This window comes from Pilimelia columellifera subsp. columellifera (assembly GCF_039532605.1).
Taxonomy (GTDB): domain Bacteria; phylum Actinomycetota; class Actinomycetes; order Mycobacteriales; family Micromonosporaceae; genus Pilimelia; species Pilimelia columellifera.
The window spans coordinates 360,438-382,695 of sequence record NZ_BAAARY010000005.1 but is presented as its reverse complement, the minus strand read 5'-3'; the positions used below and the strand labels follow the sequence as shown (position 1 = coordinate 382,695).

The following is a 22,258-nucleotide window of genomic DNA, read 5'->3' as shown; positions in this document are numbered from 1 at the left end:
CGCACGCGCAGGATCAGAAACCGGGGCCATGCTGGTGCCCGTGCCCGTGACTGTGACCATGACCGCCAGCGGCCGGCGCGGCCTCGGCCGGCTTCTCCACCACAAGCGACTCCGTCGTCAGCAGCAGGCCGGCGATCGACGCGGCGTTGGTGACCGCGTTCCGCGTCACCTTCACCGGGTCGACGATGCCGCCACCGACCAGATCGACATACTCGCCGGTCGCCGCGTTGAGGCCGTGACCCCACTGCGCCGACCGGACCTTCTCCACCACGACGTAACCGTCGTGGCCGGCGTTCTGGGCGATCCAGCGGAGCGGCTCGACCAGGGACGAACGGACGATCGACACGCCGACGGCGGCCTCACCGTCCACGTTGAGCCCGTCGAGGACGGTCGCGATCTGCGCGAGCGCCGCGCCGCCGCCGGGGACGATGCCCTCCTCGACCGCGGCCCGGGTCGCCGCGATGGCGTCCTCGATCCGGTGCTTTCGCTCCTTGAGCTCGATCTCGGTGGCCGCGCCGACCTTGATCACCGCGACGCCGCCGGAGAGCTTGGCCAGGCGCTCGCCCAGCTTCTCCCGGTCCCAGTCTGAGTCGGACGCCTCGATCTCCTTGCGGATCTGGCTCACCCGGTCCGCGACCGCGTCCCGGTTGCCGCCACCATCGACGATGGTGGTGTTCTCCTTGTCGACCACGATGCGCCGGGCCTTCCCGAGCACCTCCAGGCCGACCGAGTCGAGCTTGTAGCCCAGCTCCGCGGCGACGACCTCGCCGCCGGTGAGGATCGCCAGGTCCTGGAGCATCGCCTTGCGACGGTCGCCGAAGCCGGGCGCCTTGATCGCGCAGACCTTGACGGTCTTGCGGATCGCGTTGACCACCAGGGTCGCCAGGGCCTGGCCCTCGACGTCCTCGGCGATGACCAGCAGCGGCTTGCCGGCCCCCATGACCTTCTCCAGCAGCGGCAGCAGCTCCTCGATCGCGGAGATCTTGCCGTTCGTGATGAGCAGGTAGGCGTCCTCGAGAACCGCCTCGCCGGCTTCGGCGTCGGTGGCGAAGTGCGGCGAGATGAAGCCCTTGTCGAACTGCATGCCCTCGGTGACGGCCAGCTCGGTCGCGAGCGTGGAGCCCTCCTCGACGGTGATGACCCCGTCGCGGCCGACCTGCTCCATCGCCTCGGCGATGAGGTCGCCGATGGTGGCGTCCTGGGCCGAGACGGTGGCGACGTTGGCGATCGACCTGCGGTCGGCCACCTCGATCGCCTTGTCCAGCAGCGCCTTGGAGATGGTCTCGACGGCCAGGTCCATGCCGCGCTTGAGGCCCATCGGGTTGGTGCCGGCTGTCACGTTGCGCAGGCCCTCGCGGACCATCGCCTGAGCGAGCACCGTGGCGGTGGTGGTGCCGTCGCCGGCGACGTCGTTGGTCTTGGTCGCGACCTCCTTGACGAGCTGCGCGCCAAGGTTCTCGTACGGGTTGGAGAGCTCGATCTCCTTGGCGATGGTGACGCCGTCGTTGGTGATCGTCGGGGCGCCGAACTTCTTGTCCAGCACGACGTTGCGGCCCTTCGGGCCGAGGGTGACCTTGACCGCGTCCGCGAGCGCGTTGACTCCGTGCTCAAGCAGGTGGCGGGCGTCGTCCGAGAAACTCAGGATTTTTGCCATGACTGTCCCTTTCTCAGCGACATCGCCCCGGACCGGCGGGTGAACGCTGATCCGGGGCGATGGCGACGAAATTACTTCTCGATGACCGCGAGGACGTCGCGGGCGGAGAGCACCAGGTACTCCTCGCCGGCGTACTTGACCTCGGTGCCGCCGTACTTCGAGTACAGGACGGTCTCGCCGATCTGGACGTCAACCGGGATCCGGTTGCCGTTGTCGTCGACCCGGCCCGGACCAACCGCGAGGACAGTGCCCTCCTGCGGCTTCTCCTTGGCGGTGTCGGGGATGACCAGGCCAGACGCGGTGGTGGTCTCGGCCTCGTTCGCCTGGACCACAATGCGGTCCTCAAGCGGCTTGATCGCAACCTTGGTCGCGGTAGTCACGGATACCCTCCCGGGGCACATCGATGGCGTCTCATGCCACTGGAGGCGGGGCCGTCGTCGCGGGTGCCGGTCCGCCTGGCAGTGATCCTCCGGGCCGCCCCAGTGGGCGACCGAAGACTGGCACCCTCATGGCGAGAGTGCTAACGCAGACGTTATGTCGCCACCTAGCACTCCGTCAAGGAGAGTGCCAAAGGCCACCCTTAAATCCACCCGCCCGCCCCTCCCCCGCGACTTCACGGCGTCGGCCACGACCCCGGCGGCGGCAAACCACCGATTCGTCGCGCGGGAGTCGTGGGCAACGCGGAAGATCGAGGGGTCGGTTGGAGTGACGAGGTTTGGGGGAGATGGGGATGCGCGCTGACGTCGGAGATCGACTGCATGTGCACAGCAACGTCGTGGGGGGCAGCGACCGGATCGGGGAGATCATCGAGGTGCGCGGAGCGGACGGCACGCCGCCGTACCGGGTCCGCTACCCCGACGGACACGAGAGCCTGATGTTCCCGGGCCCCGACTGCGTCATCGAACAGGGCAGCGCGACGGCCGCCGCCGGCCGGCGCTGACCCGCCCACGCCGGACCGCCCGCCGCGGACCAGGCCCGCGGACGGCAGCGCGACCGCCGTCGGGACAATGGGACGGTGGATCTCGATCAGCTCACCGCGCTGCGCGCCGGCGCCGGAACGGCCGCGTTGGCCACCGCGGACCAGCTGGTCGACACCGACCAGCTGGCGGCGGCGAGCGCCCTGCGCGCCGCCGGAATCGCCCCGGACCTGGCTGCCGCCGCGCTCACTCAGGCGCGCCTGCGTCACCGGGCCGCGGGCAAGTTCGGGTCGGACGCCGCGGCCATGCTGTTCACCCGCGCGGGCCTGGAACAGGCCACCCGTCGGGTCGTCGCCGACCGGCGGGCGCTGCGACTGCGGGACGCGGGTGTACGGACTCTGATCGATCTCGGCAGCGGCCTGGGAGCGGACTCCCTGGCCGCAGCACGCGCCGGAATTCAGGTCCACGCCGTCGAGGCTGACCCGGTCACCGCCGCCGTGGCCAGGCACAACGTCGAGGCGTTGGGCTTGGCTGAACGGGTCACGGTGCGCTGCGCCGACGCTACGACCGTGAAGCTCGACGGGTACGACGCGGCGTTCTGCGACCCCGCCCGGCGGTCCGGCGCCGCCGGGCGGCGAGTGTTCGACCCGCGCGCGTACTCGCCACCGTGGGACTTCGTGACCAGCCTCATCGACCGCGTGCCCGTCGTCGCGCTCAAGGTTGCGCCCGGGATCGACCATGCGTTGATCCCGGCCGGCGCCGAGGCCGAATGGGTGAGCGTCGGCGGGGACCTGGTGGAGGCGGCGTTCTGGTGCGGGCCGGTCGCCCGGGCGCCGCGCCGGGCGTCGGTGCTCACCGACGCCCGGGTGGCCGAGCTGACCGGCGACGGCGTGTCGGCGGCGCCGGTGACCGGCGTGGGGCCGTACCTGTTCGATCCGGACCCGGCGGTGGTGCGCGCGCACCTGGTCGCGGAGTTCGCCACCACCGTCGGCGGCGGGCTCGCCGACGAGCGGATCGCCTACGTCTACGCCGACGCCCCCACCGCGACACCGTTCGCGCAGCGTTTCGCCGTGACCGATGTCCTGCCTTTCTCGTTGAAGCGACTCAGGGCGCTGCTGCGGGAACGGGGCGTCGGCCGGGTGGAGATCCGCAAGCGGGGCTCAGCGCTGACGCCGGAGACCTTGCGCAAGCAGCTGAAACTCAATGGCGACGGATCGGCCTCCCTGGCCCTGACCCGGATCGGCGACGACCCGTTCGTGCTGATCTGCCAGCCGGTCCCACGATAGGACCGCCGGTCACACCGTCGCGGTGTCCGACGCGCTGGCCCCGTGCCACGAACGCCACAGGGCCGCGTAAGAGCCGCCGGCCGCCACCAGCTCGTCATGCGAGCCCAGTTCAACGATCCGGCCGTCCTCGACCACCGCCACCCGGTCCGCGTCGTGGGCGGAGAAGAGCCGGTGCGCGATCGCCACCACAGTCCGGCCCGCCAGCACCGCCGCCAGCGAACGCTCCAGGTGCCGGGCCGCCCGCGGGTCGATGAGCGACGTCGCCTCGTCCAGCACCAGGGTGTGCGGGTCGGCCAGCACCAACCGGGCCAACGCCACCTGCTGGGCCTGCGCCGGAGTCAACGCGTGGTGGCCGGCCCCGAGCATAGTGTCCAGGCCGTGCGGGAGCGCCAGCGCCCAGTCCAGGGCGTCGACGGCCGCCAACGCCTCCCGCAGCCGCGCCTCGTCGGCGCCCGGGCGGGCCAGAGTGATGTTGTCGCGCAGCGACCCCACGAAGACGTGATGCTCCTGGGTGACCAGGGCCACCTGACCGCGCAGCTCCGCCAACGGCAGGCCGGTCAACGGCGCCCCGCCCACGGTCACCGACCCCGCGCCCGGCGGATGGATGCCGGCCAGCAGCCGCCCGAGCGTCGACTTGCCAGCCCCGGACGGCCCGACGATCGCCAGCCGCTCCCCCGGACGCAACGTCAGCGACACATCACGGAGCACGTCCCGGCCCTCGGTGTAGGCGAACGACACCCGGTCGGCGACAATCTGGTCACCGGTCGGACGACGGTCCGAGGGGGTCCGGTCGTCCAGCGCCTGGCCGACGCCCAGCAGCCGGGCCAGCGACGCGGCGCCGACCTGGAGCACGTCGAGCCAGGTGAGCAACCGGTCCAGCGGACTGATGAGCAGCTGCACGTACAGGACCGCCGCGGTCACCTGCCCGAGCGTCACCCAGCCGGACAGGTAGAACCAGCCGCCGAACACCAGGGTCGCCACGATCGGCCCGAAGAACGCCACCTCGATGACCGGGAACCACACCGAGCGCAGGAACAGGGTGTACCGCTCGGCGCGGAACGAGCCGCCGATGTCGGCGTCCGTGCGCTGGCGGCGCTGCCCCTGCAACCCGAGCGCCTCGACGGTGCGGGCGCCCTCGACGGTGGCCGCCATGCCGTCGGTGATGTCGGAGTAGGCAGCGCTCTCGGCCAGGTAGCCGGCCGGCGCCCGGCGCAGGTACCAACGGGTGCTCCACACCAGGGGCGGCACGACCACCAGGCACGGCAACGCCAGCAACGGCGAGTTGACCACCAGGGCGACGGCCCAGATCGTCAGGCTGACCAGGGCGACCATCGTCTCCGGGGCGGCCTTGCGGACGCTGTGGGACAGCCCGGCCACGTCACGAGAGGACCGGTTGAGCAGGTCGCCGCTGCCCGCTCGCTCCACTGTCGACAACGGCAGGGCCAGCACCCGGGCGACGAACTCCTCGCGCAGCTCGGCCAGCACCCGCTCGCCCAACCGGGCCGAGGCGAACGCGGCGAACCGCTGGAACACCGCCTGGAGCAGGACGAAACCGCCGAGCGCCAGCGCGATCCGGTCGATGGCGGCCACGGTGATCCCGTTGCCGAGGCCCTCGACGAGGTCGCCGACCAGCCGCGGGGCCACCAGGCCGGCGACCGCGACGAGGGCGTGCAAGCCGAGCACCGCGCCCAGCTCGCGCGGGTGCCGGCGCAGGAGCGAGCGGGCGTACCGGTGGACCGTGTCGGCGTCGGCTACGGGTAGCGACTGGGCCATCTCAGTCCTCCTCACGGGTCACCACGGCCGCGTAACGGCGGTGGGTGTCGAGCAGCTCACGATGGGCCCCGACGGCGGCCACCCGGCCGTCGTCGACGAAGGCGACGGCGTCGGCGGCGTCCAGCAGCAGCGGACTGGTCCCGAACACGACAGTGGTCCGGCCGGCGCGGGCCCGACGCAACGCCGTGGCCACCCGGGCCTCGGTGTGCGCGTCGACGGCGCTGGTCGGCTCGACCAGAAGCAGGATCGGCGGGTCGAGCAGCAACATCCGGGCCAACCGCAACCGCTGCTGCTGCCCGCCGGAGAAGTCCCGACCCCGGGCGCTGACCACCGTCTCCAGCCCGTCCGGCAGGGCATCGACGATATCGACGGCCTGCGCGGCGGCGACGGCCGACGCGACCTGCCCGTCGTCGGCCAGCCCGTGCGGGTCGAGCTGGTCGCGCAGGCGGCCGGCGAACAGGTGGGCGTCGTTGTCGGCCAGCATGATCGTGGCCCGGACGGTGGCCAGCGGCAGCCGCGCCAGCGGCACGTCGCCGAGGGCGGCGTCGCTGTCGACGTACCGGGCGAGCCGGTCGGCGATCCGCTGGGCCAGCTCCGGGTCGGTGGCGACCACGGCCGTCAACTGACCGGGCCGCACCGTCACGCCGGTCTCCGGGTCGACCAACTCGCCGTCGGCGTGCGCGAGCGCAGTGGCCTGGCCCCCGACCCGGGTCGCCGGCACGACCGGGTCGGTCAGGTCCGGCGTGAACGACAGGAACCGCACCACCCGACGGGCGGCCACGTGGCCACGGGTCATCTTGTCGACCGCCTCGATGAGGTGCCGGATCGGGTGGGTGAGGAACGCCGCGTACGCGTAGAAGGCGATGAGCTGGCCCACGGTGATCTCGCCGTCGAGCGCGAACCGCGCCCCGACCCAGGCCACCAGGACCACGAACGTCCCCGGCAGCAGCACCTGCGCCGAGTCGAGCAGCGACTCCACCCGGGCCACCCGCATCCCGGCCACCCGGACCTGCTGCGACTGCTCCCGGTACCGGCCGGCGAAGACCTCCTCGCCGCCGATGCCGCGCAGCACCCGCAACCCGTTGACGATGTCGTTGGCCCGTCCGGTCAGCTCCGCCTGCTGGGCCCGGTACGCCCGCTGGCGGACGTGCAGCGGGCGGATGAGCAGGCCCACCACCGCCATGAGCACCGGCACGCCAACCACCACGATCAGCCCCAACGGGACCGACGTCGACAGCATCAGCACGCCCACGATGACGATCGCGGCGACCGCGCCGGAGCCGCGGGCGGTGATGTCCATCGCCGCGCCGACCTGGTCGACGTCCGAGGTGGCGATGCTCACCACCTCCCCGGTGGGCATCCGCCTGGCCAGCGACGAACCCAACCGGACCGCCTGCCGCGACGTCACCTGCATGGTCCGGTAGGTGGCGGCCAGCCAGTTGAAGACCGCCAACCGGTGCCGGGCCATCCCGGCGAACGCCTGCACCGCGACCAGCCCGGCCAGCGCCAGCGACCACCACAGCAGCGCCTCGCGGTCCCGCGCGAGGAGACCAGCGTCGACGGCCCTGCCGAGCACCGCCGGCATGACCGCCTGCCCGCCGAGCCAGAGGACGCCGAGCAGCGCCGCGCCGACCAGGGACCGCCACTGCCGACGGGCCACCCAGCCGAAGTAGCGGCTGGCGGAACGGGACTCGGGGACGCCGGGGTCGGCGACGGGAAGGGTTCGCATGGCTGTCCGACCCTACGGATCGGGCGGCCCTGCCCGCCAGCGGTTATCCGGGCGAACGGGCGTCACCTGTCGACCGGCGTGAAGTCCCACGAGTGGGGGGCCCGGGTCACCCAGGCCGCCGGCGGGTCCGGAAGGGACACCTGATCGCCCCGCCACCGGCTGATCACCACGACCCGGTTGTCGGTCGCCGAGAAGACTTCGCTGCCCAGGTGCTCCGGCTCAGCCTCGACGGCGGGCACGGCGGTGGCGCAGACCCAGTCGAGCAGCGCGCCGAGGTGCTGCTCGTAGGCGCGCACCTCCCACATCCGGACGATCACGCCCGCGCCTCGGCGGTCCGGTCCCCGGTCGGCTGGTCCCCGGCCAGCGAGACGGTCGTCAGCAGCATCGCTGAGTCGGTCGCCAGGTCCAGCCGGCTCGGGGCCACCCCGGCGGCGACCAGATGCGAGCCCAGAGCCGCGACCATCGCCCCGTTGTCGGTGCACAGCTTCGGCCGGGGCGTGCGCACGGTGATGCCGTGTTTGGCGCAGCGCTCCTGCGCGAGCGCCCGCAGCCGCGAGTTCGCCGCCACCCCGCCGCCGATGACAAGGGTGTCGACGCCGTGCTCGCGGCAGGCGTCGACGGCCTTGGCGGTGAGCACGTCGACGACGGCCTCCTGGAACGACGCGGCGACCTCGGCTACCGGGACCGGCTCGCCGGCCCGCTGCCTGGCTTCCACCCAGCGGGCCACCGCGGTCTTGAGGCCGGAGAAGGAGAAGTCGAACCGGTGCTCGGCCAGGTCCTTGGGGGCGGTGAGTCCGCGCGGGAACACGATGGTCGACCGGCCGTCGCGGGCCGACCGGTCGATGTGCGGGCCGCCGGGGAACGGCAGACCGAGCAGCCGGGCGACCTTGTCGAACGCTTCGCCGGCGGCGTCGTCAATGGTGGCGCCGAGCGGGGTGACGCCCCGGGCCAGGTCGTCCACCAGCAGCAGGGACGAGTGGCCGCCGGAGACCAGCAGCCCGACCGCCGAAGCCGGCAGCGGGCCGTGTTCGAGGGTGTCGACGGCCACGTGCGCGGCCAGGTGGTTCACCCCGTAGATCGGCTTGTCGGCGGCCAGCGCGTAGCCCTTGGCGGCGGCGACGCCGACGAGCAGAGCGCCGGCCAAACCGGGCCCGGCGGTGACGGCGATCGCGTCGATGTCGGCCAGGGTGACGCCGGCCTCGTCGAGCGCCCGACGCATCGTCGGCAGCATCGCCTCCAGGTGCGCCCGGCTCGCCACCTCGGGCACCACCCCGCCGAACCGGGCGTGCTGGTCGACGCTGGACGCCAGCGCGTCCGCCAGCAGGGTGTGCCCGCGGACGATGCCGATGCCGGTCTCGTCACAGGACGTCTCGATGCCGAGCACCAACGGCTCATCCGGCACGGTCCACCTCCATCCGCATGATCAACGCGTCGGTGTTGCTGGGTTGGTAGTAGCCGCGACGGACGCCGACGGCGCCGAACCCGTAGGCGTCGTAGAGCCTCTGCGCTGGGCCGTTGTCGGCGGCGACCTCCAACAGCACCTGCCGGGCCCCGCGCTGGCGGGCGTCCGCCAGCAGCGCCTCCAGCAGGACGCGCCCGATGCCCTGGCGCTGGGCGTCCCGGCGGACGGCGAGGTTCTGTACCCATGCCTCGTCCGGTCCGGCGAACGCCAGGCCCGCGTAGCCGGCGACGGTGCCGGAGCCGTCGAGGGCCACCAGGTAACGGCGCCCGGCGGCCAACTCGTTCCAGAACATGCCAGCCGACCACTGCTCGGCGCCGAACAGGTCCGCCTCGATCGGCAGCACCTGCGCGATGTGCCACCACCGGAACGGGGCCAGCCTCACTGGAGCACCGACTTGCGGTCGGCGGCGGCGACGGCGTCCGGGCGGCGCAGGTACAGCGGAGTCAGCGTCTCTCGGGGGGCGCCGGCGCGGATGCGGTCGGCGACCAGCGCCGCCAACGACGCCACCGGCGGGTACAGCGGCTGGTCCCGGACCGGCAGGTCGAGCACGTCGGCGTAGCGGTGCGCGCCCTCCCCGACGGCGAAGGCGGCGCCCCGTAAGCGGGCGGCGTCAGCGGCCACCGCCGGCGCCGTCACGGCCGGAGCGGTGACCGGCCGTCCGTGCTCGTACAGGGCCCAATACACCTCGCGGCGGCGGGCGTCGGTGGCCACGAGCAGCGGCCGGCCGTCGTCGGCAGCATGTGCCAGCGCGTCCAGCGAGCACACCCCGTAGGTGGGAGCGTCCAGGGCCTGACCCATGGTCGCGGCGGTTACCAGACCGACTCGCAGGCTGGTGAACGGCCCCGGGCCAAGCCCGGCGACGACGGCGTCCAGTTCGGCGGCTCGCACGCCGCTTTCGGCCAGGACGGCAGCCAGCTGGGGCGTGAGCAGCTCACCGTGCGCGCGGGCGTCGACGGTGACCCGCTGAGCGAGAACGTCGAGCCCGTCGGGGCCGAGCCGGACGAGCCCGGCGGTGACCGCGGGGGTGGACGAGTCGACGACGAGGGCCAGCACGGTGAGCCAGCTTATCCGGCGCCCGGTCCGACTCCGCAGCCCGCGCCGCGGCGGCAGCCGGCCGCGGCGGCCGCGGGCGGTACGGTCGACCGATGCCCACCCTGCCCGACTTCCGCCTGGAGACCTTCTTCTCCCGCTGGGAGTTCACCGCCCGCCACCACCTGACCGCCTCGGACGCCCAGACGATGACCGTCGCCGAGCTGCTGGAGCTGGCCGACGACGACGGGCGCGAGCGCTGGCAGAGCCTGACCCTCGGCTATGCCCAGACGTACGGGCTGCCGGAGTTACGGGAGGCGATCGCCGCCACCTACCGGCGCGTGGACGCCGCCGACGTGCTGTGCTTCGCCGGCGCCCAGGAGGGTCTGCACCTGGCCATGCAGGCGCTGCTGGAACCCGGCGACCACGCCGTGGTGATCACCCCGAACTACCAGTCAGCCGAAACCGTGCCGCTGTCGATCTGCGACGTCACCGGGGTCGCGTTACGACCCGACGACCGCTGGCGACTGGACCTGGACGAGCTGCGCGCGGTTCTGCGGCCGAACACCCGGCTGGTGTCGGTGAACTTCCCGAACAACCCCACCGGCGCGGTCCCGGACGAGGCGACCTGGCGGGAGCTGGTGTCGCTGTGTGACGAGCGCGGCATCCGCCTGTTCAGCGACGAGGTCTACCGGGGGCTGGAACGGGACCGGCCGTCGCTGCCCCAGGCCGCCGACCTGTCCGAACGGGCGCTCTCGCTCAATGTCATGTCCAAGGCGTACGGACTGCCGGGGCTGCGGGTCGGCTGGATCGCCTGCCGGGACCGGGCCGTGCTGGACCGGCTGGAACGGGCCAAGCACTACTGGTCGATCTGCAACGCAGCCCCCAGCGAGGTGCTGGCGCTGATCGCCCTGCGGGCCCGCGACGCCATCCTGGCCCGCAACCGCGCGCTGGTGACCGACAACATCGCCCTGGTGGATGACTTCGTGGCCCACTTTGCCGGCCTGTTCGAGTGGACGCCGCCCGAGGGCGGCTGCGTGGCGTTCCCGCGTTACCTGGGCGAGGACGGCGTGGAGGCGATGTGCGCGAACCTGGTCGAGCAGACCGGGGTGCTGCTGCTGCCGGCCAGCGTGTTCAGCTCCGAGCTGACCACGACGCCGACTGACCGGTTCCGGATCGGGGTGGGCCGCCGTGATACCGACCTGGCCCTGAACGTCTGGACGCGCTGGCTGTGCTGAGGCGCGGCGCCCGTACCATCGGGCGACCCGCCCGTACGAGCCGATGTGGAGAGCCAATGCGCTGGTCCCGGATGCACGTGCCCACCTTGCGGGACGATCCGGCCGAGGCCGGCGCGCCGAGCCACCGGCTGCTCCTGCGGGCCGGTTTCATCCGACAGCTCATGGCCGGGCACTACAGCCTGCTGCCGATGGGGACGCGGGTCCGCGCGAAGGTCATCGGCATCATCCGCGACGAGCTGGACCGGATCGGCGCGCAGGAGTTCCTGCTGCCCACGATGCACCCAGCCGGGATCTGGCGAAAGACCGGCCGCTGGGAGTCGATGGGCGAGGAGATGTTCCGCCTACGCGACCGCAAGGACGCCGACCTGGCCCTCGGGATGACCCATGAGGAGATCTTCACGACGCTGGCCGCCGAGTTGTCGTCCTACCGGGAGCTGCCGCAGATCTGGTACCAGTTCCAGCTCAAGTACCGCGACGAGCCGCGCCCGAAGGCCGGCCTGATGCGGGTCCGCGAATTCACCATGAAGGACTCCTACAGCTTCGACCTCGACGCCGACGGGCTGGACCACTCGTTCGCGCTGCACCGTGACGCGTACGCGCGGATCTTCGCCCGGCTGGGAATTCCCGCGATCGCCGTTGAGGCGTCCACCGGCGCCATGGGTGGCTCGGCCTCGACCGAGTTCATGTGCCCGTCGCCGGTCGGCGAGGACACCGTCGTCCACTGCCCCGGCTGCGGATACGCGGCCAATGTGGAGAAAGCCGTCGCCGCGCTGCCGGCGGTGGACGACGCCGAACCCCCCGCGTCGCCGCAGCGGTTCGACACCCCGGACGCCCGCACCATCGAGGAGTTGGCCGCCGGGCACGGCGCCGCCGCCGACCGGCAGATCAAGACGCTGGTGTACCTCCTCGATGACGAGCTGACCTTGGTCCTGCTGCGCGGCGACCACCAGCTCAACGAACAGAAGCTCGCCGATGCCACCGGCGCGGCCGTGATCCGGCCCGCGCACGCCGACGAGATCCGGGCGGCGTTGGGGGCCTCACCGGGCAGCCTCGGCGCGGTCGGCGTCACCGGCCTGCCAGTGCTGGCCGACGCCGCCCTGCGCGGTCGGCGGGACATGTTCACCGGGGCGAACGTCGACGGCGTGCACCTGCGCGGCGTCGACATCGCCCGCGACATCACCGTCGGGCGGTGGGTGGAACTGCGCGAGGTCGCCGCCGGGGAGCCGTGCGTCGCCTGCGGCCAGCCGCTGGCGACGCAGCGGGCCATCGAGGTCGGGCACATCTTCAAGCTCGGCGACCGCTACACCAAGGCGCTGGGCGTCACCGTGCTCGCACCCGACGGCGCCCCGACCAAGGTCATCATGGGCAGCTACGGCATCGGGGTGGAGCGGGCGCTCGCCGCGATCGTGGAGACACACCACGACGACAGCGGCATCGTCTGGCCGGTGGCGGTGGCCCCGTACCAGGTGGCGGTCGTGGCCGCGCAGGCCGACGACGACGAGGTCACCGCGGTGTCCGAGCAGCTCTACGCCGCGCTGACCGCCGCTGGCCACGAGGTGATCCTCGACGACCGGGCCGAGCGGGCCGGGGTGAAGTTCCGGGACGTGGAGCTGGTCGGCATCCCGCTGCGGGTCACCGTCGGCCGGCGCGGGCTGGCCGACGGGGTGGTCGAGCTGACCGTCCGCGCCACCGGGCACACCGACCGGATCCGCCCGGACGACGCCGTCAAAGCCGTCGAGACAGCGCTGGCGGCGCTCAGCTCACCAGTCGATCGTCGGTAGTCCGGCGTCGGCGAGCGCCTTGTTCGCGGCGCTGAACGGCCGGCTGCCGCCGAACCCGCGTTGGTTGAGCGGGCTCGGGTGGCCGGCCTCCAGCACGACATGCGCGGGGTTGGTGACCAGGGCGGCCTTACGACGGGCGTAGCCGCCCCAGAGCAGGAAGACGATCCGCCGGTCCCGTTCGTTCAGGGCACGGATGGTGGCGTCGGTGAACGCCTCCCAGCCGTGCCCGGCGTGCGACCCGGCCTCGCCGGCCCGGACGGTGAGCACCGCGTTGAGCAGCAGAACGCCCTGGGCGGCCCAGCCGGACAGATCGCCGCTGGAGTTAGGGGGCAGCCGGGACGGCGGGTGCGGCATTCCCGGCAGCGCCCCGGACCGCTCCGGGGCGGCCGGGCCGACGCCGAGGTCCTCGGCCAGCTCCTTGAAGACGTTGCGCAGCGACGGCGGCACCCGCACCCCCGGCGGGACGCTGAAGCTGAGGCCGTGCGCCTGCCCGGCCCCGTGGTAGGGGTCCTGGCCGAGGATGACCACCCGGCAGGACTCCCACGGGCACAGCCGGTACGCCTCGAACAGGTTCGGCAGCGGCGGGTAGATCGTCTGGCCGGCGTACTCGGTGGCGACGAACGCCGCCAGCTCCGCGGTGTCGTCAGGGTCCAGCAGCGGGCTGATCGCGGCGCGCCAGTCGACGGGCAGTCGGCCGAGCAGGTCGAGGTTCACAGGCGCTCCAGCCGCTGGGCCCAGTCGCCGCCGTGCGGGTGGAGTGTCACCGCGCGGGTGTCGTCGTCCCGGCGTTCGATCGTGACCCTCAGGTGCGCGTCGGCCAGGCGTTCGACCATGCCGTCGCCCCACTCGACGACGGTGACCGCCTCATCGACGGAGGCGTCGAGGTCCAGCTCGTCGATCTGGCCGAGCGGGTCGTCGACGCCGCCGAGGCGGTAGGCGTCGACGTGGACCATCGGCAACCGGCCCCCGGCTGACGGGTCGGGCCGGTGCGCTCGGGCGATGACGAACGTCGGCGAGGTGACCGGTCCGGCGACCCCGAGCCCGGCGGCCAGGCCCTGGGCGAGCGCGGTCTTTCCGGCGCCCAGCGGGCCGGACAGCAGCAGCAGGTCGCCGGCGCGCAGCAGCCGGGCGATCTGACCGCCCAGAGCCTGGGTCTGCGCGACGGTGTCGCAGAGGACGGTCACTGGCGTCCCTCCGAGCGGTCGTCGACGCCGATCCGGTCCAGGAAGGCGAGCAGGGCGGCATTGACCTGGTCGGCGTGTTCGAGCATGACGACGTGGCCGGCGTCGGCGACGGTCAGCAACTCGGCGTCGGGCAGGTGGCGCACGATCTCCTCGGAGTGCTCGGGCGGGGTGATGTAGTCCTTGTCGCCGACGATGACCAGAACCGGAACGCGGCGCAGCGCCGCCAGCGCCGGGTATCGGGCGTGGGTGGCCAGGGTGCCCAGGTACCGGGCGATCGTCTCGGCGGTGGTGCGTGCGTTCATCCGCTCCACATATGACACCAGCGCCGGGCTGGGCCGCCGGGCGCCGAACCCGTACTTGCGGGTGAGGACGAAGGCGAGGTCGGCGGCGGCCAGCCGGGCCTGGTCGATCACGGATCCGGTCAGCCGGGCGGCGCTGTTGACCAGGGGCAGCAGTGGGGTGGCGAACCGGGCGATGAGCGCTGGCGGGCCCTTCTTGGCCTCGCCGAAGATGCTGCCGGAGGTCGACATGAGGACGACTCCGGCGACCCGGTCGGCGAACAGTCCGGGGTAGCTCTCCGCGCACGCCATGATCGTCATCCCGCCCATCGAGTGTCCGACGAGGACCACCGGGCCTTCGGGAGCGGTGGTGGCTAGCACCTCGTGCAGCGCCTCGCCGAGCGCGGCCAGGTCGTACTCGCCGGACTCCATTTTTCCGGAACGACCGTGGCCGGGCTGATCGTAGAAGACCATCCGGTAGTCGCCGCGGCGGGTCAGCTCCTTGCGCTGGAAGTGGAAGGTGCCCATGTCCAGGCAGAACCCGTGGACGAAGACGATGGTCGGCTCAAGCTCGGGCGGGCCGGTGGCGGCGAACGTCGCGTCCAGCTCGACGCCGTCGGTCGGGTCGATGATCTCGACGTACAGGTCGGTGCCGTCGGCGACCGTGACGATGAGCACGTCGTCGGAGGCGAGCCGGCCGAACGGCTCGTCGGCGTACGGGTCGGCGGCGCCCCTGGTCCGCCGGACGAACCTGCGCTGGGCGGCGACCCCGGCGGTCAGCGCGGCGGCGGCGACGCCGATGGCGGCGCCCACCAGCCCGGCGCGGCGGGAGACTCTCATGGCAGCAGCTCGTCGAAGACGAGCGGCGCCCGGAGGCTGCCGAACCGGGTGACGATCTCGTAGTTGATGGTGTCGATGGCGGCCGCCCAGTCGTCGGCGGTGGGCGCGCCGTCGGCGCCGGAGCCGAACAGGGTGACCACGTCTCCAGCAGCGACCGGATCGTCGCCACAGTCGATGATGAACTGGTCCATGCAGACCCGGCCCGAGATCCGCCGCCGGACGCCGCCGAGCTGCACCGGTCCTACGTTCGAGGCGGCCCGGGGCACCCCGTCGGCGTACCCGATCGGGACCAGCGCCAGGGTGGTCTCCCGCGTGGCGTGGTAGGTGTGCGCGTATGAGACGCCCTGGCCGGCGGGGACCCGCTTGACCAGCGCCACCCGTGCCCGGGCCGTCATCGCCGGGGTGAGCCCGAAGGTCTCGCCGGCGATCGGCGAGAGACCGTAGCAGGCGAGCCCGGGACGGACGAGATCGAAGTGGGTGTCCGGCCGGGTAAGGGTGGCGGCGGAGTTCGCCAGATGCCGGTACCGGGGCCGGACGCCACCGCGTTCGGCGACCGTGAGCGCGGCGCTGAACGCGTCGATCTGGTCATCGGTGGTGCGGTGTCGGGGGCTGTCGGCGTGGACGAAATGGCTCCAGCAGCCCACGACCTCGACCGACTCGTCGGCCTGGGCCTTGGCAGCGGCCTCGACGAGCTGCGGCCACTGCGCGGCGGTGGCGCCGCCACGGGCGAGACCAGTGTCTACTTTGAGATGTGCCCGGACCGGGCGACCGGCCCGACGGGCGGCGTCGCGCGCCTCGGCGAGCAACCCGACGTCGCTGACCGATACGTCGATGTCATTGGCCACCGCCGCGTCGAAGTCGGCGCCCGGGGTCAGCAGCCAGGCGAGCACCGGTGCGGTGATGCCGTCGGCGCGTAACGCGAGAGCCTCGTCAATGGAGCACACACCCAGCCAGGTGGCGCCGCCGGCGAGCGCGGCGAGCGCCGATCGCGTTGCGCCGTGCCCGTATCCGTCGCCCTTCACGACCGCCATGATCTCGGCGGTGGTGGTGGCGCGCATGCGGGCGACGTTGCCACGAACCGCGTTGAGGTCGATACGAGTCTCCGCCTGCCACATGTCCACCAGACTACTGGCGGAGGCCCGTGGAACCTGCAACGCTGTACTCGGCGCGCAGGGCGCTGATTGGCGCAGACCTGTAAGTAGCGTAGGCGCATTATGGCCTATATTGCCTGCTTGCGGTATGTATGTCGTTGCAGCATGCATGTGCTGTTTTGCGGTTGGTGTCCTGCTTGCGCTAGTTATGTCCGCACTAAGGAAGGCGCCAGCAATGGCACAGGGAACCGTCAAGTGGTTCAACGCCGAAAAGGGTTACGGCTTCATCACGGTCGACGAGGGCGGAGCGGATGTCTTCGTCCACTTCTCGGCGATTCAGGCCAGCGGCTACCGGTCACTGGAGGAGAACCAGCGGGTTGAGTTCGAGATCGGCAAGGGCCCCAAGGGCCCGCAGGCCGAGTCCGTCCGCCCGCTCTGATTCCGGTCGCGGCCCGCGTACGTCGAGCGGCCGCTGACCTGGCTGAGCCGCCCTAGCGACCAGCCGCCCAGGGAACCGGCTTCGCCGGAGAACCTGTCGAGCCCCGCGTTCTGCCCTGTGCACGCGGGGCTCGACCGTGCACAGGACTCGACCGAATCTCAGCGATACGGCATCTCAGCGACACGGGGCTGTCAGGCTACCGGTCACCGTGGGCAACGCCGTCACCAGGTCGGTCGCCGTGACCGCGCCGACCCGCGCCGCCGCTCGACCCGCCAGGCCGTGCGCGTACGCCGCCGCCACCGCCGCCCTGACCGGTGGCAGACCCGCGGCCAACAACGATCCGAGCAGCCCCGCCAGCACATCGCCGGCGCCAGCGGTGGCCAGCGCCGCACAACCCGTCGCATTCGCCCACGCCTGCCCGTCCGGGGAGGCGACGATCGTCCGCGAGCCCTTGAGCAGCACCACCGCGTTCGTCCAGGCCGCCAGACGCAGCGCCGCGCCCACCCGGTCCGCCCCCGGCGGCGCTCCGGCCAACCGGGCGAACTCGCCGTCGTGCGGGGTGAGCACCAGCGGCGCCCGGCGCGCCCGCAGCAGCTCCGCCATGGCGCCGTCCACCAGCATGGCGATGGCGTCCGCGTCCAGCACCACCGGGACCGGGGTGGCCAGCACCGCGCGCAGATCCGCGATCGCACGCGCACCGCTCCCCAGCCCGCTGCCGCAGACCCAGGCCTGCGCCCGGCCGGCGTCGGCCACCCGGGTCGCGGCGATCACCTGGGGATGGCGGGTCAGCACCTGCTCACGTGCCGCGCCCGCGTACCGGATGAGGCCGGCCGGACCGGCTGCCGCGCCACCGACCGACAGCACCGCCGCGCCGGGGTACGTCACCGAGCCAGTGGCCAGGGCGACCACTCCACGCAGGTACTTGTCCGACTGCGGGCCCGGGACAGGCCACCACGAACGAACGTCCCCGTCATCGGCAACCCGCACTGCCGGCTCCGCCCGCACGAACGGACCCAGGCCGATGTCGACCAGCTCCACCTCGCCAGCGAGCTCCGCGGCCGGACCGACCACCAACGCCGGCTTGAGGCAACCGAATGTGACGGTCACGTCCGCGCGCACCGCCGGGCCCGGCACGTCGCCGGTGTCGGCGGACACCCCGCTGGGAAGGTCTACCGCCACGACGACCGGGCCGCCGGCTGATGCTGGAACGGCCGTGACCGCGCCGACCAACGCCAGCGCCCGCCCCAACAATGGACCCACCCCGCCGATGCCCACGATGCCGTCGACAACGAGATCGCAGGGCGCGGACAGCGCCTCGTCGGCCAGCCGCCCGCCAGCGGACCGCAACGCGGCGAGCCCGCCGGCATGGATCCGGTCCGGGACCACCGCGACCGCCGACACCCGCACGCCCTGCCGCGCCAGCTCGGCGCCGGCGAACAACGCGTCGCCGCCGTTGTCCCCCGGGCCCACCAGCAGCACCGCCCGCGACCCGTACCGGCCGCCGCGCTCGGACAACAACTGCCCGCAGCGTCGGGCAAGGCCCGCCGCCGCGCGGGCCATCAGGGCGCCCGGCGGAACCGTCGCCAGCAGCGCGGCCTCGGCCGACCGGACGTCCGCCACCCGGTAGGCGGCCCTCACCGCTCAGCCACCACCATCGCCGAGGCGATCCCGCCGTCGTGCGACAACGACAGATGCCAGCGGTTGATGCCCCGCTCCTGCGCCACCGCCGCGACCGTGCCCGACACCGTCAGCCAGGGACGGCCGTCCGGGTCCGACACCACCTCGCAGTCGTGCCAGTTGAGGCCGCCGGGGGCGCCGAGCGCCTTGGCGACGGCCTCCTTCGCGGCGAAGCGGGCGGCCAGCGACTCCGGGGTCCGCGGGTTGCCGGACGGAGTTGAGCGTTCGTCGGCGGTGAAGATCCGGTCAGCGAGCAACGGCGTGCGTCGCAACGCCGTTGTGAACCGCTCGACCCGGACGACATCGATACCAACCGACACAATCACGCTAGTGACCCTATCGGGCGGCCACCACCCACCCGATAGAGACGGGCTTCGCCGGGCAGATCATGGCCACCTACTCGACTGTGACCGACTTCGCCAGGTTCCGCGGCTGGTCGACATCGTTGCCGCGGGCGTCAGCGATGCCGCAGGCCAGGACCTGCAACGGCACCGTCGTCATGAGCGGGGCGAGCAGCGTCGGCGTGCGCGGCACATAGATGAGGTGGTCAGCGTACGCGGCGACCGCCTCGTCCCCCGCCTCGGCGATGACGATGGTGCGGGCGCCCCGGGCGCGGACCTCCTGGATGTTGGAGACCATCTTGTCGTGCAGCATCCCGCGGCCCACCGGCGACGGAACGATGCAGACTACCGGGGTGCCGTCGTCGATGAGAGCGATCGAGCCGTGCTTCAGCTCGCCGGCGGCGAAGCCCTCGGCGTGCATGTACGCCAGCTCCTTGAGCTTGAGCGCGCCTTCCAGGGCCACCGGGTAGCCGACGTGCCGGCCGATGAACAGCACCGTCGAGGCGTCCTTGAGGTCCCGGGCGAGCTGACGGACCGGCCCCATCGCGGCGAGAACCTCGGTGAGCTGCGCCGGCGCCTGCTGAAGCTGGTCGACGACGGCGCCGACCTCGTCGGCGTACATGACGCCACGGACCTGTGCCAGGTGCAGGCCGACCAGATAGCACGCGGCGAGCTGGGTGAGGAACGCCTTGGTCGACGCCACCGCGATCTCAGGGCCGCCATGGGTGTAGAGGACGGCGTCGGACTCGCGCGGGATCGTCGATCCGTTGGTGTTGCAGATGGCCAGAACGCGGGCCTTCTGCTCCTTGGCGTGCCGCAACGCCATCAGGGTGTCCATGGTCTCGCCGGACTGGGAGATGGCGATGACGAGGGTGGAGCGGTCCAGCACCGGGTCGCGGTAGCGGAACTCGCTGGCCAGCTCCACCTCGCACGGGATCCGGGTCCAGTGCTCGATGGCATACTTGGCGACCATCCCCGAGTGGTAGGCGGTGCCACAGGCGATGATGAAGATCTTGTCGACGTCGCGTAGGTCCTGGTCGGTGAGGCGGACCTCGTCCAGGACGATCTGCCCGGTTTCGGACAGCCGCCCGAGCAGGGTCTCGGCGACCGCCTGGGGCTGCTCGTCGATCTCTTTCAGCATGAAGTAGTCGTAGCCACCCTTCTCGGCGGCGGAGGCGTCCCAGTCGATGTGGAAGTCCTTGCCCTGCGCGGGCGCGCCGTCGAAGTCGGTGATGACGACTCCCGCGGGGGTGATGAGCACGACCTGGTCCTGGCCCAGCTCGATCGCCTCGCGGGTGTGCTCGATGAACGCGGACACGTCGCTGGCCATGAAGTGCTCGCCGTCGCCGCGGCCGACGACCAGCGGCGAATTACGCCGGGCCCCGACGACCGCGTCGGGGGTGCGGGTGTCGACGGCGAGCAGGGTGAAGGCGCCGTCCAGGCGACGGCAGACCCGACGCATCGCCTCGGCGAGCCGGGCCGCGCCGTCGCCGACGAAGCCTTCGGCGTCGACATCGGCCAGTTCGGCGGCGACCAGGTGCGCCGCGCACTCGGTGTCGGTGTCGCTGGCGAACTCGACGCCGGCGCTCTCCAGCTCGGCGCGCAGCTTGGCGAAGTTCTCGATGATGCCGTTGTGGATCACCGCGACCCGGCCGTCGGTCGAGACGTGCGGGTGGGCGTTGCGGTCCGTCGGGCCGCCGTGGGTCGCCCACCGGGTGTGGCCGATGCCGGTGTGACCGCCGTCGATGCCGATGCCCTCAGCCGGGACCCGCTCGCCGAGCGCTTTCTCGAGGTTGGCCAGCTTGCCGGCCCGTTTCTCGGTGAGCAGCTCGCCGTCACCAAGCACGGCGACGCCTGCGGAGTCGTAGCCCCGGTACTCCAGGCGACGCAGGCCGTCGAGGACGATGGTCAGAGCCGGCCGCGCGCCGACGTACCCCACGATTCCACACATGCGCCGAATGGTAGCCCACTTTCGCGCATCACCAGTGCGTGGATCTCATACTTTCGCGCAGACCTTTTGATCGATATAGCGCCGCCGCTGCCGGAATGACCTGAAGCGGCGGTGGGTCGTCGCGCGGGCGAACACTCCGATCAGCTGGCGTCCCGACCCGCCGGGCTGGCCCGACGCACCGCGGCGGCGACCCGGTCGGCCACCTCGCCGGCCGCCCGCGCGGTCGGCGCCTCCACCATCACCCGTACCAGCGGCTCCGTGCCCGACGGGCGCAGCAGCACCCGACCGGCGCCGGCCAGCTCCGCCTCGGCGTCCGCCACCGCGGCGAGCACCGCCAGATCGGTGGCGCCGGCCGTCCGGTCCGCCACCGGAACATTGATGAGGACCTGCGGAAGCGGCGTGACCACCCCCGCGAGCTCGACCAGGCTCCGGCCGGTAGCGGCCATCCGGGCCATGAGATGCAGGCCCGTGAGCACGCCGTCCCCGGTGGTGGCGAACGCCGGCATGACCAGGTGCCCGCTCTGCTCACCGCCGAGCGTGAAGCCACCTCGCCGCAGCTCGTCCAGGACGTAGCGGTCGCCGACCTTGGTCTCCAGGAGCGTGATCCCGGCCTCGCGCATCGCCAGCTTCAGCCCCAGGTTGCTCATGACGGTCGCGACGAGCGTGTCGCCCGCCAACGTCCCCGCCTCGCGCATCGCCAGAGCCAACACTGCCATGATCTGGTCACCGTCGACGGTCGCGCCGTCAGCGGCGACGGCCAGGCAGCGGTCGGCGTCGCCGTCGTGCGCCAGCCCGAGGTGGGCGCCGTGCTCCAGCACCGCCTCTCGGACCTGCTCCAGGTGGGTGGAGCCGCAGTTCTCGTTGATGTTGCGGCCGTCCGGCTCGGCGTGGATCGCGATGACCTCGGCGCCGGCCTCCCGGTAGACCACCGGGGCGATGTCGGAGGCGGCCCCATTGGCGCAGTCGACGACCACCTTGACGCCGGCCAGCGGCTGCGACGCCGAGCCGAGCAGGTGCTTGACGTAGTGGTCGGCGCCGTCGAGGAGATCATGCACCCGGCCGATGGCCGCTCCGGTCGGCCGCTGCCAGTCGCCGCCCGGGCCGGCGGCGTCGGCGACCACCGCCTCGATCTGCTCCTCGACGTCGTCGGCGAGCTTGTGGCCGCCGGCGGCGAAGAGCTTGATGCCGTTGTCCGGCATGGGGTTGTGCGAGGCGGAGAGCATGACGCCGAGGTCAGCCTTGGTCTCCGCGGTGAGGTACGCGACGCCTGGCGTCGGGAGGACCCCGACGCGCAGGACGTTCACCCCGGCACTGGCGAGACCGGCGACGACCGCGGCCTCCAGCATCTCGCCGCTGGCTCGCGGGTCGCGACCGACAACCGCCAGCGGCTGGTGGCTGCTGTCCCGCTCGGCGAGCACCCGGGCGGCGGCCACCGCCACCGACATCGCCAACTCGGGCGTGAGGTCCGCGTTGGCGCGGCCACGCACGCCGTCCGTACCGAAGAGCCGACCCATGACTGGGAACCTCCGCACTGGAGCGAGTGAGAATCGCCGGGACGCCGACGGCGCCCCGAAACAGCGAACGGCCG

At 72.4% G+C, this 22,258-nt stretch carries 21 protein-coding genes; 5 read left to right on the top strand and 16 right to left on the bottom strand.

What is annotated here, in order from left to right:
• Positions 1–13 precede the first annotated feature (13 nt).
• Positions 14–1,654 carry a chaperonin GroEL gene (gene groL, locus ABD287_RS08585; protein WP_344170860.1) on the bottom strand — a complete coding sequence of 547 codons (1,641 nt, stop codon included), beginning with the start codon at positions 1,652–1,654 and terminating at the stop codon, positions 14–16.
• A gap of 71 nt (positions 1,655–1,725) precedes the next feature.
• Positions 1,726–2,055: a co-chaperone GroES gene (groES, locus tag ABD287_RS08580; RefSeq protein WP_344170857.1), complete on the bottom strand. Its 330-nt coding sequence runs from the start codon at positions 2,053–2,055 to the stop codon at positions 1,726–1,728.
• A gap of 329 nt (positions 2,056–2,384) precedes the next feature.
• Here groES and ABD287_RS08575 point away from each other — a divergent pair, with 329 nt between their 5' ends.
• Together ABD287_RS08575 and ABD287_RS08570 are read left to right on the top strand one after the other, a co-directional pair.
• Positions 2,385–2,594, top strand: coding sequence for a DUF1918 domain-containing protein (locus tag ABD287_RS08575; protein WP_344170854.1), 210 nt, complete (start codon positions 2,385–2,387; stop codon positions 2,592–2,594).
• Between the two features lie 75 nt (positions 2,595–2,669).
• On the top strand, positions 2,670–3,857 hold the full coding sequence (locus tag ABD287_RS08570) for a class I SAM-dependent methyltransferase (protein WP_344170851.1): 1,188 nt from the start codon (positions 2,670–2,672) through the stop codon (positions 3,855–3,857).
• Between the two features lie 9 nt (positions 3,858–3,866).
• Here ABD287_RS08570 and ABD287_RS08565 read toward each other — a convergent pair whose 3' ends face one another.
• From ABD287_RS08565 to tsaB, 6 genes are all read right to left on the bottom strand, one after another.
• Positions 3,867–5,630 carry an ABC transporter ATP-binding protein gene (locus ABD287_RS08565; RefSeq protein WP_344170848.1) on the bottom strand — a complete coding sequence of 588 codons (1,764 nt, stop codon included), beginning with the start codon at positions 5,628–5,630 and terminating at the stop codon, positions 3,867–3,869.
• 1 nt (position 5,631) lies between these two features.
• Entirely contained in the window at positions 5,632–7,359 is a 1,728-nt protein-coding gene (locus tag ABD287_RS08560; RefSeq protein ID WP_344170845.1) for an ABC transporter transmembrane domain-containing protein, read from the bottom strand.
• A 62-nt stretch (positions 7,360–7,421) separates the two neighbouring features.
• The gene (locus ABD287_RS08555; RefSeq protein WP_344170842.1) at positions 7,422–7,676 is read right to left on the bottom strand and encodes a hypothetical protein; all 255 of its coding nucleotides are present in this window, start codon (positions 7,674–7,676) and stop codon (positions 7,422–7,424) included.
• Entirely contained in the window at positions 7,673–8,761 is a 1,089-nt protein-coding gene (gene tsaD / locus ABD287_RS08550) for a tRNA (adenosine(37)-N6)-threonylcarbamoyltransferase complex transferase subunit TsaD (RefSeq protein ID WP_344170839.1), read from the bottom strand. Before tsaD ends, ABD287_RS08555 begins: the two co-directional genes overlap by 4 nt.
• Positions 8,751–9,203: a ribosomal protein S18-alanine N-acetyltransferase gene (gene rimI, locus ABD287_RS08545; RefSeq protein ID WP_344170836.1), complete on the bottom strand. Its 453-nt coding sequence runs from the start codon at positions 9,201–9,203 to the stop codon at positions 8,751–8,753. Before rimI ends, tsaD begins: the two co-directional genes overlap by 11 nt.
• Positions 9,200–9,874: a tRNA (adenosine(37)-N6)-threonylcarbamoyltransferase complex dimerization subunit type 1 TsaB gene (gene tsaB, locus ABD287_RS08540; protein WP_344170833.1), complete on the bottom strand. Its 675-nt coding sequence runs from the start codon at positions 9,872–9,874 to the stop codon at positions 9,200–9,202. The genes rimI and tsaB overlap by 4 nt, the downstream gene beginning before the upstream one ends.
• Positions 9,875–9,966: 92 nt before the next feature.
• Between tsaB and ABD287_RS08535 the strand changes: the two genes are divergently transcribed.
• Positions 9,967–11,088 (top strand): aminotransferase class I/II-fold pyridoxal phosphate-dependent enzyme, encoded by a 1,122-nt coding sequence (locus tag ABD287_RS08535; RefSeq protein WP_344170830.1) that lies wholly within the window; start codon positions 9,967–9,969, stop codon positions 11,086–11,088.
• A gap of 56 nt (positions 11,089–11,144) precedes the next feature.
• On the top strand, positions 11,145–12,869 hold the full coding sequence (locus ABD287_RS08530) for a proline--tRNA ligase (protein ID WP_344170828.1): 1,725 nt from the start codon (positions 11,145–11,147) through the stop codon (positions 12,867–12,869).
• On the opposite strand, the gene ABD287_RS08525 is transcribed toward ABD287_RS08530, so the two are convergent.
• Genes ABD287_RS08525 through alr form a run of 4 tightly spaced genes read right to left on the bottom strand, consistent with a single transcriptional unit; the run spans position 12,849 to position 16,286 of the window.
• The gene (locus ABD287_RS08525; RefSeq protein WP_425565532.1) at positions 12,849–13,583 is read right to left on the bottom strand and encodes a uracil-DNA glycosylase; all 735 of its coding nucleotides are present in this window, start codon (positions 13,581–13,583) and stop codon (positions 12,849–12,851) included. The genes ABD287_RS08530 and ABD287_RS08525 overlap by 21 nt on opposite strands.
• Positions 13,580–14,053: a tRNA (adenosine(37)-N6)-threonylcarbamoyltransferase complex ATPase subunit type 1 TsaE gene (gene tsaE / locus ABD287_RS08520; protein WP_344170825.1), complete on the bottom strand. Its 474-nt coding sequence runs from the start codon at positions 14,051–14,053 to the stop codon at positions 13,580–13,582. Before tsaE ends, ABD287_RS08525 begins: the two co-directional genes overlap by 4 nt.
• Positions 14,050–15,171 (bottom strand): alpha/beta fold hydrolase, encoded by a 1,122-nt coding sequence (locus ABD287_RS08515; protein ID WP_344170822.1) that lies wholly within the window; start codon positions 15,169–15,171, stop codon positions 14,050–14,052. Before ABD287_RS08515 ends, tsaE begins: the two co-directional genes overlap by 4 nt.
• Positions 15,168–16,286, bottom strand: a complete 1,119-nt coding sequence (gene alr, locus ABD287_RS08510; protein WP_344170819.1) for an alanine racemase — start codon at positions 16,284–16,286, stop codon at positions 15,168–15,170. The genes ABD287_RS08515 and alr overlap by 4 nt, the downstream gene beginning before the upstream one ends.
• Positions 16,287–16,497: 211 nt before the next feature.
• Between alr and ABD287_RS08505 the strand changes: the two genes are divergently transcribed.
• The gene (locus ABD287_RS08505) at positions 16,498–16,701 is read left to right on the top strand and encodes a cold-shock protein (RefSeq protein ID WP_344170816.1); all 204 of its coding nucleotides are present in this window, start codon (positions 16,498–16,500) and stop codon (positions 16,699–16,701) included.
• A gap of 174 nt (positions 16,702–16,875) precedes the next feature.
• Here ABD287_RS08505 and ABD287_RS08500 read toward each other — a convergent pair whose 3' ends face one another.
• From ABD287_RS08500 to glmM, 4 genes are all read right to left on the bottom strand, one after another.
• Positions 16,876–18,339, bottom strand: coding sequence for an NAD(P)H-hydrate dehydratase (locus ABD287_RS08500; protein WP_344170814.1), 1,464 nt, complete (start codon positions 18,337–18,339; stop codon positions 16,876–16,878).
• Positions 18,336–18,704 (bottom strand): holo-ACP synthase, encoded by a 369-nt coding sequence (locus ABD287_RS08495; RefSeq protein ID WP_344170811.1) that lies wholly within the window; start codon positions 18,702–18,704, stop codon positions 18,336–18,338. The genes ABD287_RS08500 and ABD287_RS08495 overlap by 4 nt, the downstream gene beginning before the upstream one ends.
• A gap of 70 nt (positions 18,705–18,774) precedes the next feature.
• Entirely contained in the window at positions 18,775–20,670 is a 1,896-nt protein-coding gene (gene glmS / locus ABD287_RS08490; protein ID WP_344170808.1) for a glutamine--fructose-6-phosphate transaminase (isomerizing), read from the bottom strand.
• Positions 20,671–20,810: 140 nt separating this feature from the next.
• Entirely contained in the window at positions 20,811–22,184 is a 1,374-nt protein-coding gene (gene glmM, locus ABD287_RS08485; RefSeq protein WP_344170805.1) for a phosphoglucosamine mutase, read from the bottom strand.
• Positions 22,185–22,258 lie beyond the last annotated feature (74 nt).